We start from the raw sequence: 13,280 nt of genomic DNA on the forward strand, positions 1-13,280 counted from the left end.
CCTTTGCACTGCATAAGTCAAGTATCCCCACGCCCCGTCACGGTCTGGCCAAAAACATCTCTGCCAGAGGTCGCGATTTTTCGACGAAAAATCGGTTGCGCCCACACCGCCCATCCCTATAACGCAGGACAATTTGCATATCGGGGGTCTGCCATGCCAAAACGTGATGATATCAAGTCGATCATGATTATCGGCGCGGGCCCTATTGTGATCGGGCAGGCCTGCGAATTCGACTACTCTGGGGCACAGGCCTGCAAGGCGCTGCGCGAGGAAGGCTACCGGGTTGTGCTGGTCAACTCCAACCCCGCCACGATCATGACGGACCCCGGCCTGGCCGATGCCACCTATATCGAACCCATCACCCCCGAAGTGGTGGCCAAGATCATCGAAAAGGAACGCCCCGATGCGCTTTTGCCAACGATGGGTGGGCAGACCGGGCTGAACACCTCTCTCGCGCTGGAAGAAATGGGCGTGCTGGACAAGTTCAACGTTGAGATGATCGGCGCCAAGCGCGACGCCATCGAAATGGCCGAAGACCGCAAGCTGTTCCGCGAAGCGATGGACCGCCTTGGCATCGAAAACCCAAAAGCCACGATTGTCACAGCGCCCAAAGGTGCCGATGGCAAATTTGACATCAAAGCGGGCCTTGATCTGGCCGTGGAAGCCATCGAAGAGATCGGCCTGCCCGCGATCATCCGCCCCGCCTTTACCCTTGGCGGCACCGGCGGCGGCGTGGCATACAACCGCGACGAATACCTGCACTATTGCAAAACCGGGATGGAGGCATCGCCAGTTGCCCAGATCCTGGTCGACGAAAGCCTGCTGGGTTGGAAAGAATTCGAGATGGAAGTCGTGCGCGACCGCGCCGACAACGCGATCATCGTCTGCGCCATCGAAAACGTCGATCCGATGGGTGTGCACACCGGTGACAGCATCACCGTTGCCCCGGCGCTCACGCTGACGGACAAGGAATACCAGATCATGCGCACGCACAGCATCAATGTGCTGCGCGAGATTGGTGTGGAAACCGGCGGGTCGAACGTGCAATGGGCCGTGAACCCCGCCGATGGCCGCATGGTGGTGATCGAGATGAACCCACGCGTCTCGCGTTCGTCTGCGCTGGCCTCAAAGGCGACCGGTTTTCCGATTGCCAAGATCGCCGCGAAACTCGCCGTGGGCTACACGCTGGACGAGCTCGACAACGACATTACCGGCGTCACGCCCGCCAGCTTTGAACCCACCATCGACTATGTGGTCACCAAGATCCCGCGCTTTGCCTTTGAAAAGTTCGCAGGTTCCGAACCGCACCTGACCACGGCGATGAAATCTGTGGGCGAGGCGATGGCGATTGGCCGCACGTTCCACGAATCCATGCAAAAGGCGCTGGCGTCAATGGAGACCGGCCTGACCGGCTTTGATGATATCGACATTCCCGGCGCGCCCGACACCGCCGCCGTGACCAAGGCGCTGGCCGCCCAAACGCCTGACCGCATCCGCGTGATTGCGCAGGCCATGCGCCATGGGTTGTCGGACGATGACATCCACGCGGTCACCAAGTTTGACCCCTGGTTCCTGGCCCGCATCCGCGAGATCATTGAGGCCGAAGAGGGCCTGAAGGCCAAGGGCCTTCCAACCGATGAGGCCGCCCTGCGCGCCATCAAGATGCTGGGCTTCTCTGACGCCCGCCTTGCCACGCTGACCGGCCGGGACGAAGACAACGTCCGCCGTGCCCGCCTGAACCTTGGCGTCAAGGCCCAATTCAAGCGGATCGACACCTGCGCCGCCGAATTTGAGGCGCAGACCCCCTACATGTACTCCACCTACGAAACCCCCGTGATGGGCGAACCCGAATGCGAGGCGCGCCCCACGGATCGCAAGAAAGTTGTGATCCTCGGCGGTGGTCCGAACCGTATCGGCCAAGGGATCGAGTTCGATTACTGCTGCTGTCATGCCTGTTTCGCCCTGACCGATCAGGGGTATGAGACGATCATGATCAACTGCAACCCCGAGACGGTCAGCACAGATTATGACACCTCGGACCGCTTGTATTTTGAACCACTCACCTTTGAACACGTCATGGAAATCCTGCGTGTGGAACAGGAAAGCGGCGACTTGCATGGCGTCATCGTCCAGTTCGGCGGCCAGACCCCGCTGAAGCTTGCCAATGCTCTGGAAGAAGCCGGTATCCCGATCCTCGGCACCTCGCCTGACGCCATTGATCTGGCAGAAGACCGGGAACGTTTTCAGGACCTCGTGAACCGTCTGGGCCTGAAGCAGCCGGTCAACGGCATCGCCTCCACCGATGCGCAAGCACTTGAAATCGCGTCCGATATCGGCTTTCCGCTGGTGATCCGCCCGTCCTATGTTCTGGGTGGCCGCGCGATGGAAATCGTGCGCGATCAGGACCAGTTGGAACGCTATATCTCGGACGCCGTGGTCGTCTCTGGCGACAGCCCCGTGCTGCTCGACAGCTACCTTGCCGGTGCTGTCGAGGTGGACGTTGACTGCCTTTCCGATGGGACCAACACCCATGTCGCGGGCATCATGCAGCACATTGAAGAGGCCGGCGTGCATTCCGGCGACAGCGCCTGTTCCCTGCCGCCGCATTCGCTGTCTGACGCCATGATCGCCGAAATCCGCCGCCAGACCGAAGCATTGGCCAAGGCGCTGAACGTTGTCGGCCTGATGAACGTACAATTTGCCGTCAAGGATGAAGAGGTCTACCTGATCGAGGTGAACCCCCGCGCCAGTCGCACAGTGCCCTTTGTCGCGAAGGCCACAGACAGTGCCATTGCCTCTATCGCTGCGCGCCTGATGGCTGGCGAGCCGCTGACCAACTTCCCGATGCGCGAACCCTATGCGCCCACCGACAACCCGATGGAGGTGTTGCCCTTGGGGGATGCCTTCACGCTGGCCGACCCCAAAACGCCTTGGTTCTCGGTCAAAGAGGCGGTGATGCCCTTTGCCCGCTTCCCCGGCGTTGACACGATCCTGGGGCCTGAAATGCGGTCCACCGGGGAGGTCATGGGCTGGGACCGCAACTTTGCCCGCGCGTTCCTGAAGGCGCAATTGGGCGCCAGCACCGACCTGCCGACCGAAGGCCTTGTCTTCCTGTCGATCCGCGATGCCGACAAAACACCCGAGATGCGGGACGCCGCACAAGCCCTTGTCGATATGGGATTTTCCCTGATCGCGACCCGTGGCACCGCCGCCTTCCTGTCAGAGACGGGCATGGAGGTGGAAGTGGTGAACAAGGGCTACGAGGGCGGATTGACGATCCTTGACCGCCTGAAAGACGGCCACGTCGCACTTGTCTTCAACACCACCGAAGGTGCGGCCGCTGTCGAGGACAGCCGTTCGATGCGGGCCGTGACGCTGAACGACAAAATCCCCTACTTCACCACCGCCGCCGCTGCCCAAGCCGCCGTACTGGCGATGAAGGAACGGGAAATGGGCGATGTCGATGTGCGGGCGTTACAGGGGTAGTCTGCAGGCCGCGGGTTCGGGGGATCGCACCATTTTGGTGACTTGCCCAAAACAACGGTGCTGATTGTATCATAGGCCGGGCATGCAGCCCGGTCTTGAGCGCATGAACGCCCCAGCTACGCGGATTTCTCATCCCCCAGCCCGTCTACCACCTCTTGCAGCTGCTCTGCGTCCCGAAAGTCGACGCGGTCCTCTGGTCCGGCGACCAGCCCCGCAAGGCGGTCGTGCATGAAGGCGCGCAGGACGCGGTTCATGCGGGGTTGATAGCCTTTGCCCATGCTGCGAAAGAACCGAACCACGTCGGCGTCCAGCGTCAGGGTGACACGCTGACGCTTTTCATCCCGCCGGTCCCGTTCGCGCCAGATGTCGTGCCAGCCGTCGGGGATGCGCGGTGTGTCAAATTCGGCCTCCAATCGGCTGTGTACTTCTTCGGCATAGCTCAGATGCTGGCGCTGGGTCTTGGTCTCGGGCATGGCGGACTCCTTCGTCTGGGGGGAAAGTGCCGCACGGCGGTTAACATCTATTAACACTTGCGTACGCATGGGATGTGGTCAGGATGTGCATACTTTGTGCATCCTTCTTTTCTTGGTAATTTTAGTCTGAACGCACCCTATTTCGGGAGATCTGTGATGAAACGAATTGCCCCCCTCTTGCTGCTTGCCGCCTGTGCCCCGATGCTTGCGCCCGAGCCGCTGCCGCTGTTTGGCGACGGTTACCGCGGTGATGGCGACCAATGTCGCCGGGTTGGCGAGAATGCCGCCACTAATCCATTTTTAGATGATGCCGCAGACCTTGTTGGTTGCCCGGAAGACATGGAAAACCTTGGCATATTTGCCATCGACACAGGCGGTGTTGAAGTGGCACGGTTGCAGGGTTACGTCCTTTATTCGGTGCCCACGCGATGAACGATATCCGCATTCCTCTGATCGCCGGGTTCATGGCCGTGGTGGCCGTTGTCGCGATCCTGTTTGGAAACCCGATCCCCACGACCCAAGCGCCAGAGGTCGAGCCACTTGAGCGCCATGGCGGGGCTGCATCGGAAGGGTCCGAACCGCCGATTGCCGAAATGGCACCGCCCGAGGAACCCGTTGTTATTGTTGGAGAAACCGAAAACGTCGGGGCCGCAGCGCCGTTGGAAGAGCGCGCCGTCGAGATGCCGGTCGAGGTCATGCCAGAGCCGATCATCATCGAAGAAGCGATGGAAATGCCCGCGCCGTTTGAAGAGGATGAGACGCACCGCGATGTGCCGATCTTCTTTGCAACCAATCGCGCATTGAATGATGATCCCGACTTTGACGACCCGGCCAGCACCTTCACCGATGACTATGACGTGCTGCGCTACGGCACAGGCATTATCTCGATCCCGCGCGAACACCGGATGGGAGAGCTGGAAAGCCAGGGCTGGTTCGCGTCACTGATGTTTGACCCCGACATCGAAAAGCACGTGATCCTGCAAGACCTGACCCCCTGGACCACCGAAGAGGTGATGCAGATGTTGGCGGGTGAATTGCAAAGCTCTGAGAACGCCATTTTGATGTATGTCCATGGGTTCAACACCTCGCTGGACAAGGCCGCACGGCGCGCCGGGCAATTGACCTATGATCTGGCCTGGGATGGGCCGTCGTTCCTGTTCAGCTGGCCCAGCCGGGGCCGCGCGATCAACTATCTGTCCGACAGCACAATGGCGCAGCGCTCTGTCCCCGATCTGAAGCGGGTTTTGCGTGATCTGGCAGCGCAAGACCCCGACCGGATCATCGTGATCGCCCATTCGATGGGCACCCGGATCATCAGCGAAGCGATGGCCGAAATGGTGGCCGAAGATGACCCGGCGGTTGACGAGATCACCACCATCGTGCTGGCCGCCCCCGACATTGATGAGGTCGTGTTCCGCACCCGCATTGCCCCCCGTTTTCGGGAGGCGACATCGACCCATTTCACGCTGTATGCCTCGGCCGAGGATTCCGCGCTGAAAGCATCAAAAGAAGCAAATGGCTTTCGCCGCATTGGCGACACCACCGACGGTGTGCCGCAATTGCCGGGGATAGATGTGATTGATGCCACCGGTGTGGTGTCGGATTTCTTTGGGCATACCTACTTTGGCGATAACACCTCGATCCTGTCGGACATCTACGAAATGGTGCACACCGGCAGCCCGGTGAACCGCCGCGCGATGCTGGCCCCCGTCCCGCCAGAGCCGCCGACGCCAGAGGCGATTACCCACTGGCGGATCAACTTGCAGAACTAAGCGTCAGGCTCGACTTCGCTGGGCCGGCTGCGTAGGGTTTTCGCAGGCTTGAGGGAGGCAGACATGCACGGCGTCGCGATCACCGGAACCGGGGTGTTCACCCCTGACAACGTCATTACAAACGATGAATTGGTCGTCGCTTTCAACGCCTATGCCGACCGGTGGAACGCTGAACACGCGGATGCGATTGCTGCAGGTGAGGCAGAGGCAAAGACCCATTCGTCATCCGACTTCATTGTCGCCGCATCCGGGATTGAGCGCCGCTATGTTCTTGATAAGGCAGGTGTTCTGGACCCCGACCGGATGTACCCGCGACTTGATCCGCGCCCCGATGATGCCCCCGCCGTGATGGCAGAGATTGCCGTGGATGCCGCGCGCAAGGCGCTGGGTGATGTCGACCCGGCATCCATTGATCTGGTGATCTGTGCCGCCTCCAACATGGAGCGCGCCTATCCGGCGGTGGCTGTGGAAGTGCAGCAGTTGCTGGGCGCGGGCGGCTTTGCCTTTGACATGAACGTGGCCTGTTCGTCGGCCACCTTTGGTATCCAGACGGCAGCGGACATGATCCGTACCGGCAGTGTGAAGACCGCGCTAGTGGTGAACCCAGAGATTTGCAGCGCGCATCTGGAATGGCGCGACCGGGATTGTCATTTCATCTTTGGCGATGTGGCCACGGCCACGCTGTTGCAGCGGGATGAGGGGCTGACCGGTCCGCACTTCAAGGTGAAGTCCACCCGCTGTGCCACGCAGTTTTCCAACAACATTCGTAATAATAACGGCTACCTGCGCCGCGCCCATGACCAGATGGAAGACCGCCGCGACATGCAGTTCATGCAGAACGGGCGCAAAGTGTTCAAAGAGGTGTTGCCGATGGTCAGCAAACACATCGCCGGTCATATGGCCGATGAGGGCGTGGCGGCGGATGACCTGAAACGGTTGTGGCTGCATCAGGCCAACAAGACGATGAACGACTACATTGGCAAAAAGGTGCTGGGCCGCGACCCCGAACCGGGCGAGCAACCCAATATCTTGCAAGATTATGCCAATACATCATCCGCCGGGTCGATCATCGCGTTCAGCAAACACTCCGCCGATATGAACCCCGGTGACGTGGGGCTGATCTGTTCGTTTGGTGCTGGGTATTCGGTGGGGTCGGTGATTGTGGAGCGGGCCTGAGCAAGGGAGGCTAAGAGCCCAAAATGACATCAGGCCAGGTCCGGGTACTGCCCGACCTGGAGGGCATCCGCAACGGGTCCGTGGCGCGGGGCGACGCCACATGTCCGACGTCATTCTGCTTGAGAGGTTGCAAAACTGCCCTCCTGGGGGAGGTCGGGCAGTGCCCGGACTTGCGCCGGGCGGTGGCACTTTGGGGTGATCTGTTTCGCGTAAGGTGGACGGCGGTTTCGTCTGCAAAGCCGCCTAAATCTAAATCCGGCTGACGCGCTCGTGGACTTTGGCGGCGTCCTCGACCCGTTCAGAGTAGCGGTCGGTGAGCGCACCGACACGGGCGCGGGTCATGTAGGTGAAGCGCACGAGTTCTTCCATCACATCGACGATCCGATTGTAGTGTGAGCCTTCGGTCATGCGGCCATCCTTGAACCGGTTCCACGCGGCAGGCACAGACGATTGGTTGGGGATCGTCAGCATCCGCATCCAGCGCCCCAAGATGCGCATCTGGTTGACCGTGTTGAACGATTGCGACCCGCCGCAGACCTGCATCAGGGCCAGTGTCTTGCCTTGGGTCGGGCGGATGCCGCCAATGGCGGACAGGGGGATCCAGTCGATTTGCGCCTTCATCACGGATGTCATCGCGCCATGCCGTTCCGGGCTGGACCAAACCATGCCTTCGGCCCAAAGCGCCAATTCACGCAGCTCTGCCACCTTGGGGTGCTTTTCGTCGGCGTTGTCGTCTGGCAGCGGCAAACCATGCGGATCAAAGAACCGGGTTTCGCACCCCAATGCGCGCAAAATGCGCGCAGCTTCTTCCGCTGCCATCCGCGAATAACTGCTTTCGCGCAGCGATCCGTAGAGCAGCAAAATGCGCGGCGGATGCCCCGGATCATCGGGCGGGGCGAATGACGTGACGTCAATGTCACGCAGCTGCCCATTTGCGATGTTGGGCAGGTCCGAGGTGTCAACCAATGACGTCGCCTTCCAGATGCAGCTTCATCCGCAACAGCACCTTTTGCAGACCGGTGGTTTCGTTCAGCAGGCGCTTGGCCTCATTGATCGAAATCGTACCGTCCTGAATGCTCTCGTGATACTCTGCCATGAGGGCCGCAAATCGCTGGCTAAGTGCCACAACTTCGGAGTTTACGCCACCTTCGCCAGCGCCATCGACGTCACCCAAAGACATTGTAATTCCACGCAAATCTGCCAATGCAGACGTCACGTGCGGATAGCTTGCTGCCGCTTCAAGCTGGGCCACCGTATCGATGGGCATGAAGCGGTCGGTATGCTCGACCTTGTCAGAATAATAGCGGCCCAACGTGGCCTTTGATTTACCGGTCAACTCGCATGCCGCAGCGATGCCCACGTCCTTGACGAGGGCCTCGGTGTGACGTTTCAGATAGGTGTCTGGCGTCGCCATGTTGTTATCCCCATTCTTCCCCACCACCCCGTGGGGAAACTCTCTCCGGTATTCCCATTAAAACGGATGCGGGGAATTGTCATGTTCTAATCACACGATGCAGCAGAAGCGTTGCCCAGTAACCCCAATGTTTCGGGGGTGGTTCACGATCAAACCGCTGCAAACGTCAGGCCGGACTTGGTTGCCCCAATCGACCAACGCCTGGCCGCCACTCACGTCAACCGGGCACGCTTGCAAAGGCGTGCCCGGCGCTTGTATCAGGCGGGTATGGCCAAGCTTTATTTCAACTACTCGACCATGAATGCCGGTAAATCGACGGTGCTTTTGCAGGCCAGCCACAACTATATCGAACGTGGGATGCAGACCTATCTGTTGACCGCCAGCTTTGATGACCGAGCCGGTTCAGGTCGTATCGCCAGCCGGATCGGGATCGGGCAAGAGGCGGACACCTTTGCCGCGGGCGAAGACCTGTTTGCCAAAATTGCCGCGCGGCTGGATGCGGGCCCCTGCGCGTGCGTTTTTCTGGACGAGGCGCAGTTTCTGGAGCGCGAGCAGGTTTGGCAATTGGCACGGGCCGTGGATGACCTGTCGGTGCCGATCATGTGTTTTGGTCTGCGGGTCGATTTTCAGGGCAACCTGTTCCCCGGCTCTGCCGCGCTTTTGGCGCTGGCCGATGAAATGCGCGAAGTGCGCACGATCTGCCATTGCGGCAAGAAGGCCACGATGGTGATCCGGCAAGACGCAAAGGGCAACGTGCTGCGCGACGGGGATCAGGTGCAGGTGGGCGGCAACGAAAGCTACGTCAGCTTGTGCCGCCGCCACTGGCGTGAAGCGGTTGGCGACTAGACCGGGTTGAGCAGCGGTTGACCGGCGGCCCAAGCGGCCAGGTTATCCAGCGCCATCTGCCCCATCGCCTCGCGCACTTCCAGCGCCGCAGTTCCCAGATGCGGCAAGAGCACCGCGTTTTCCAATTGCTGCAAGGCCTGCGGCACCACCGGTTCCTGCGCATAGACGTCCAGTCCGGCCCGGATGCGCCCGGTTTGCAATTCTGCGATCAACGCCGCCTCGTCCAGCACGTCACCGCGCGCCACGTTGACCAGCACCGCGCCGTCTTGCATTTGCGCCAGCGCATCCGCGTCGATCAGATGGGTGTTACCTCCCGGCACAGTGATAACAATGATGTCCGACTGACTCATCAAGCTGTGCAAGTCCGGCACTTGCCGTGCGGGCACGTCGACGACCTTTTCAGAGCGGTTGAAGTAGATCACTGGCATGTCAAAGCCATAGTGCGCCCGCCGCGCCACCGCCTGCCCGATCCGGCCCATGCCAACAATGCCAAGCCGTTTGCCGGTCACATGCGCGCCCAGCATCTGCGTCGGTTTCCAGCCGTCCCACGTGCCACTCCGCACCTGCCGTTCACCTTCGCCCGCGCGACGGCAGGTCATCAGGATCAGTGTCATGGCGATGTCAGCCGTGGCATCGGTCACGACATCTGGCGTGTTCGATACTTGCACGCCCGCACCACGTGCCGCTGCCACATCAATGTGGTTATAGCCCACGCCGAAATTGGCAATCATGCCGCAGCGCAGGTCTTTTTGGGCAAAGGCGCCGGCGGTGAATTGGTCACCGATCGAACACAGGATCGCGTCAAAGTCCTTCGCCGCCTGCGCCGCCTCAACCGCCGTCAGCGGGGCGTCGACATCACGGGTTGTGACCGCATAATCCGCAGCCGCCGCCTGCACCGTGGCCTGCGGAAATGTCCGCGTCAAAAGCAGGCGTTTCAATGCAACCGCCCCCCGTTTGGCACGTCTTGGTCAGGACCGACCAGCACGACCTCTCCGTCCGCATCGGGCATGCCAAGCACCAGAACCTCTGACATGAATTTGCCGATCTGGCGGGGGGGAAAGTTCACCACGGCCAGTATCTGCTTGCCCACCAGCGCCGACGGGTCGTAATGCGCGGTGACCTGCGCGCTGGTCTTTTTCTCGCCCAGCTCATCGCCGAAATCGACCCACATCTTGATCGCGGGCTTGCGCGCCTCGGGGTATGGCTCGGCCCGGGTCACGCGCCCGACGCGCAGGTCGACCTTTAGAAAATCGTCAAACGTAATCTCAGTCACGCCCCAGCTCCCGTGATCTATCTGCCGCAGCCGTCACCGCGCGGTTCAGCAATGCCGGAAATCCATGGCTTTCGTCCATCAACACGTCAAGCGCCGCCTGCGTGGTGCCATTGGGCGAGGTGACGTTCACCCGCAATTGCGACGGATCCTCCTCCGCATCTTCGGCCAATTGCCCTGCCCCGCCTACGGTGGCCTTGGCCAATTGCATCGCCATTTGCGGTGACAGACCTTGCGCCACGCCAGCCGCGGCAAGGGTTTCGATCAGGTGAAACACATAGGCCGGGCCAGACCCCGACACAGCCGTGACCGCATCCATCTGCGCCTCGGCCTCCAGATGCACGGTCTGACCGACGGCGGCCAACAAGGTGTCAGCCAGCGCCAAATGCGCAGGCGTGGTATGGTCATTGCCAATCAGCGCCGTGATCCCCCGCCCGATCGCCGCGGGCGTGTTTGGCATAGCGCGGATCACCGGTGTCTGATCACCCAATGCGGCCTCAAATGCTGCAATTGACGTGCCCGCCGCGACAGAGACAAACAACGTGGTGCGATTGCCAAGTGCGGTCATCGCGGGCAATGCATCCCCCATCATCTGCGGTTTGACGGCCACCAGAACGATCGCCGGATCGCCCGGCAAAGTGGCATTCACATGCACGCCTTGGTCCGTCACCCAGTCCGACGGCGACGGATCCAACACCCAGACCGACGTGGGCGGCAGCCCGCCTTTTAACCACCCGGCCAACATCGCAGAGCCCATCTTGCCGCATCCCAGCAGCACCAGGCCACGCTGCGCAACATCATTCAAATCCATGCGCCATCTCCCCTTTGCCAGTTGTGTAGGCCCTTGCCCGCCTGACAACAACCTGTCCCGGGCGGGTCCGATCTTCTTCTGGCCAAAATAATCCCGGGGGAGTCAGCTTTGCTGACGGGGGCTGGCCCCCATCTGCCCTGTCCACCCCGCGCAAACGTCAAAAGGGGCAGCCCGCGTCAGCGGGCTGCCCCCTCGCGACGCGCATCGCGCGGCGCAAAACCGTTTTCAATCAGGCGCGGCCATAGGCCTCTGTCATCGCGACCTGCAAGGCCTCTGCCGGGGTCCGCTCGGCCCAGGTCACAAGCTGGATTGCTGGGTAATAGCGCTCGCAACTCATCACTGCGGCATTGATCATCGTGTCAATCTGCTCTGGCCCGGCGGTCTGTTCCCCCGCAAGCACAAGCCCATAACGATATACCATCATCTGCTGTTCGCCCCACCAGGTGAACGCCCCGGCCCAGCATTGATCGTTGATCGCGTTGAGCGCCTCATAAAGTGCGCCTATCCGTTCGGCAGGTGGCTCCATCTCGAAGGTGCAGATCAGACGCAGGGTTTCGTCATAGGCCGACCAGGCCAAGGTGATGGAATAGGTGCGCCACTGGCCTTCGACCGCCATGGCGATCTGATCGTCGTGAATCCGGTCAAATTCCCACGCATAATGCTCTGCGACATGTTCCACCATATCGATCGGGTGAATTTCATCCGCGTCCAAATAATGCTCTGATAGTGCCATGCCTGCAGCCCCTTGGTCCTTTGCCCTTGGGAAATTGGCAGCCCCAACGGCTATGCCTCTGCTCAATGGGCGGTATTTTTTGTATCTCGCCCTACGACATATGGTGGGCCAGCCACACCCCATCTGTAAAGCACTTTCTTGGGGATAACTGTTGGCGCGGCGCGGTTTCTTTGCGCATTGCACCCTTGTGCCACCAATTGCTTGCACCTGCTGCAAACTGGATCATGCTGGGCGCAAGACACCCAATCTCTGGAGACGCAGCATGAACCTTACCCTTTTGAAAGCCCTGTGCGAGATGCCCGGCGTGCCGGGCAATGAACACCGGGTGCGCGATCTGATCATGGGTGAGATCACGGACCTTTTTGACCATGTGGACACCGACGCGATGGGGTCATTGCTGTGCCGCCGTGACGCGACCAAGGCTGATGCGCCCAAGGTCATGCTGCTGTGTCACATGGACGAGATCGGCTTTCTCGTCAGCCACATCGACAAAAAGGGCTACCTTTACCTGCAACCGGTCGGCGGCTTTGATCCGCGCAACTTGTTTTCCCGCCGCGTCCGGGTTTGTACCGATGATGGCGACTTTTTGGGGGTGATGAACCCCGGCGGCAAGCCGATCCACATCTCCTCACCCGAGGACCGCAAGAAGATCCCGCAGGTCGGCGAATTCTTTGTCGATCTGGGGCTGGGCGAAGCCACGCATGACCATATCAAGGTCGGCGATTTTGTGGTGATGGAAGAACCCTTTATCGAAATCGGCGACAAGATCGTCAGCAAGGCGCTGGATAACCGTATCGCCTGCTGGCTGGGGATCGAGGCGATCCGCGCGTTGGGCAAAAAGGGACGCGGGGCAGAGGTGCATGTGGTCTTTACCACCCAGGAAGAGGTCGGGTTGCGCGGTGCGCGCACCTCATCCTTTGCGGTGCAGCCCGACATCGGCATCGGCATCGACACCACGTTGGCCTGTGACACGCCCGGCATTCCGGACAAGGATGCGACGACGATCCAGGGCAAAGGTTTTGGCCTGCATGTGCGAGATAGCAGCTTTATCGCGGATCGTGATCTGGTGCGCGACATCGCTGCACTGGCTGAAAAGCATGACATCCCCTATCAGCGCACAATGCTGGCCGCAGGCGGTCAGGATGGCGCGGCGGCGCAGCAAGCCGCGGCAGGCGCGCGCGCCGTGGGGATCGTTGTGGGTACCCGCTATATCCACACGGTGACAGAGATGATCCACAAGGATGATCTGCAAGCCGCGCTCGATATCCTTGTGGCCTATCTGTCAGAGTTCTAAGGGCG

General features: G+C 60.6%; 13 protein-coding genes. 6 read left to right on the plus strand and 7 right to left on the minus strand.

Translation table 11 applies throughout. The features are described from left to right. Positions 1-153 precede the first annotated feature (153 nt). The gene (gene carB, locus AB3Y40_RS13090) at positions 154-3,486 is read left to right on the plus strand and encodes a carbamoyl-phosphate synthase large subunit (protein ID WP_369439231.1); all 3,333 of its coding nucleotides are present in this window, start codon (positions 154-156) and stop codon (positions 3,484-3,486) included. 116 nt (positions 3,487-3,602) lie between these two features. Here carB and AB3Y40_RS13095 read toward each other — a convergent pair whose 3' ends face one another. After that, entirely contained in the window at positions 3,603-3,959 is a 357-nt protein-coding gene (locus AB3Y40_RS13095) for a BrnA antitoxin family protein (protein WP_369439232.1), read from the minus strand. A gap of 156 nt (positions 3,960-4,115) precedes the next feature. Between AB3Y40_RS13095 and AB3Y40_RS13100 the strand changes: the two genes are divergently transcribed. From AB3Y40_RS13100 to AB3Y40_RS13110, 3 genes are all read left to right on the plus strand, one after another. Continuing rightward, complete coding sequence (locus AB3Y40_RS13100) at positions 4,116-4,391, plus strand: hypothetical protein (protein WP_369439233.1); 276 nt, start codon at positions 4,116-4,118, stop codon at positions 4,389-4,391. Further along, on the plus strand, positions 4,388-5,731 hold the full coding sequence (locus AB3Y40_RS13105) for an alpha/beta hydrolase (protein ID WP_369439234.1): 1,344 nt from the start codon (positions 4,388-4,390) through the stop codon (positions 5,729-5,731). The genes AB3Y40_RS13100 and AB3Y40_RS13105 overlap by 4 nt, the downstream gene beginning before the upstream one ends. 63 nt (positions 5,732-5,794) lie before the next feature. After that, positions 5,795-6,907: a beta-ketoacyl-ACP synthase III gene (locus AB3Y40_RS13110; RefSeq protein ID WP_369439235.1), complete on the plus strand. Its 1,113-nt coding sequence runs from the start codon at positions 5,795-5,797 to the stop codon at positions 6,905-6,907. A gap of 249 nt (positions 6,908-7,156) precedes the next feature. Here AB3Y40_RS13110 and arsH read toward each other — a convergent pair whose 3' ends face one another. Continuing rightward, a complete protein-coding gene (gene arsH, locus AB3Y40_RS13115; protein WP_369439236.1) occupies positions 7,157-7,873 on the minus strand; it encodes an arsenical resistance protein ArsH in 717 nt (238 codons plus the stop codon). After that, on the minus strand, positions 7,866-8,321 hold the full coding sequence (locus AB3Y40_RS13120; protein WP_369439237.1) for a hypothetical protein: 456 nt from the start codon (positions 8,319-8,321) through the stop codon (positions 7,866-7,868). The genes arsH and AB3Y40_RS13120 overlap by 8 nt, the downstream gene beginning before the upstream one ends. Before the next feature lie 267 nt (positions 8,322-8,588). Here AB3Y40_RS13120 and AB3Y40_RS13125 point away from each other — a divergent pair, with 267 nt between their 5' ends. Beyond that, positions 8,589-9,167 (plus strand): thymidine kinase, encoded by a 579-nt coding sequence (locus tag AB3Y40_RS13125; protein ID WP_369439238.1) that lies wholly within the window; start codon positions 8,589-8,591, stop codon positions 9,165-9,167. Here the strand turns inward: AB3Y40_RS13125 and AB3Y40_RS13130 are convergent. The 4 genes from AB3Y40_RS13130 to AB3Y40_RS13145 all read right to left on the minus strand — a co-directional run bounded on the left by AB3Y40_RS13130 (position 9,164) and on the right by AB3Y40_RS13145 (position 11,981). After that, on the minus strand, positions 9,164-10,105 hold the full coding sequence (locus AB3Y40_RS13130) for a 2-hydroxyacid dehydrogenase (protein ID WP_369439239.1): 942 nt from the start codon (positions 10,103-10,105) through the stop codon (positions 9,164-9,166). The genes AB3Y40_RS13125 and AB3Y40_RS13130 overlap by 4 nt on opposite strands. Further along, positions 10,102-10,440, minus strand: coding sequence for a tRNA-binding protein (locus tag AB3Y40_RS13135; protein ID WP_369439240.1), 339 nt, complete (start codon positions 10,438-10,440; stop codon positions 10,102-10,104). Before AB3Y40_RS13135 ends, AB3Y40_RS13130 begins: the two co-directional genes overlap by 4 nt. Then, positions 10,433-11,248 (minus strand): pyrroline-5-carboxylate reductase, encoded by an 816-nt coding sequence (proC, locus tag AB3Y40_RS13140; RefSeq protein ID WP_369439241.1) that lies wholly within the window; start codon positions 11,246-11,248, stop codon positions 10,433-10,435. The genes AB3Y40_RS13135 and proC overlap by 8 nt, the downstream gene beginning before the upstream one ends. Positions 11,249-11,477: 229 nt before the next feature. Further along, the gene (locus tag AB3Y40_RS13145) at positions 11,478-11,981 is read right to left on the minus strand and encodes a type III secretion system chaperone family protein (protein ID WP_369439242.1); all 504 of its coding nucleotides are present in this window, start codon (positions 11,979-11,981) and stop codon (positions 11,478-11,480) included. Positions 11,982-12,243: 262 nt separating this feature from the next. On the opposite strand from AB3Y40_RS13145, the gene AB3Y40_RS13150 reads away from it, so the two are divergent. Then, positions 12,244-13,275, plus strand: a complete 1,032-nt coding sequence (locus AB3Y40_RS13150) for a M42 family metallopeptidase (RefSeq protein WP_369439243.1) — start codon at positions 12,244-12,246, stop codon at positions 13,273-13,275. The last annotated feature ends 5 nt before the right edge of the window (positions 13,276-13,280 follow it).

It is taken from the genome of Yoonia sp. R2331 (assembly GCF_041103235.1).
In the GTDB taxonomy this organism is placed as follows: Bacteria; Pseudomonadota; Alphaproteobacteria; order Rhodobacterales; family Rhodobacteraceae; genus CANMYO01.

What these genes read in the sequence shown, in the direction of transcription:
- AB3Y40_RS13145 (WP_369439242.1), bottom strand. Translation starts at nt 11,981, where the DNA reads ATGGCACTATCAGAGCATTATTTGGACGCGGATGAAATTCACCCGATC.
- AB3Y40_RS13105 (WP_369439234.1), top strand. Translation starts at nt 4,388, where the DNA reads ATGAACGATATCCGCATTCCTCTGATCGCCGGGTTCATGGCCGTGGTG.
- proC (WP_369439241.1), bottom strand. Translation starts at nt 11,248, where the DNA reads ATGGATTTGAATGATGTTGCGCAGCGTGGCCTGGTGCTGCTGGGATGC.
- carB (WP_369439231.1), top strand. Translation starts at nt 154, where the DNA reads ATGCCAAAACGTGATGATATCAAGTCGATCATGATTATCGGCGCGGGC.
- AB3Y40_RS13095 (WP_369439232.1), bottom strand. Translation starts at nt 3,959, where the DNA reads ATGCCCGAGACCAAGACCCAGCGCCAGCATCTGAGCTATGCCGAAGAA.
- AB3Y40_RS13120 (WP_369439237.1), bottom strand. Translation starts at nt 8,321, where the DNA reads ATGGCGACGCCAGACACCTATCTGAAACGTCACACCGAGGCCCTCGTC.
- AB3Y40_RS13125 (WP_369439238.1), top strand. Translation starts at nt 8,589, where the DNA reads ATGGCCAAGCTTTATTTCAACTACTCGACCATGAATGCCGGTAAATCG.
- AB3Y40_RS13100 (WP_369439233.1), top strand. Translation starts at nt 4,116, where the DNA reads ATGAAACGAATTGCCCCCCTCTTGCTGCTTGCCGCCTGTGCCCCGATG.
- AB3Y40_RS13150 (WP_369439243.1), top strand. Translation starts at nt 12,244, where the DNA reads ATGAACCTTACCCTTTTGAAAGCCCTGTGCGAGATGCCCGGCGTGCCG.
- AB3Y40_RS13110 (WP_369439235.1), top strand. Translation starts at nt 5,795, where the DNA reads ATGCACGGCGTCGCGATCACCGGAACCGGGGTGTTCACCCCTGACAAC.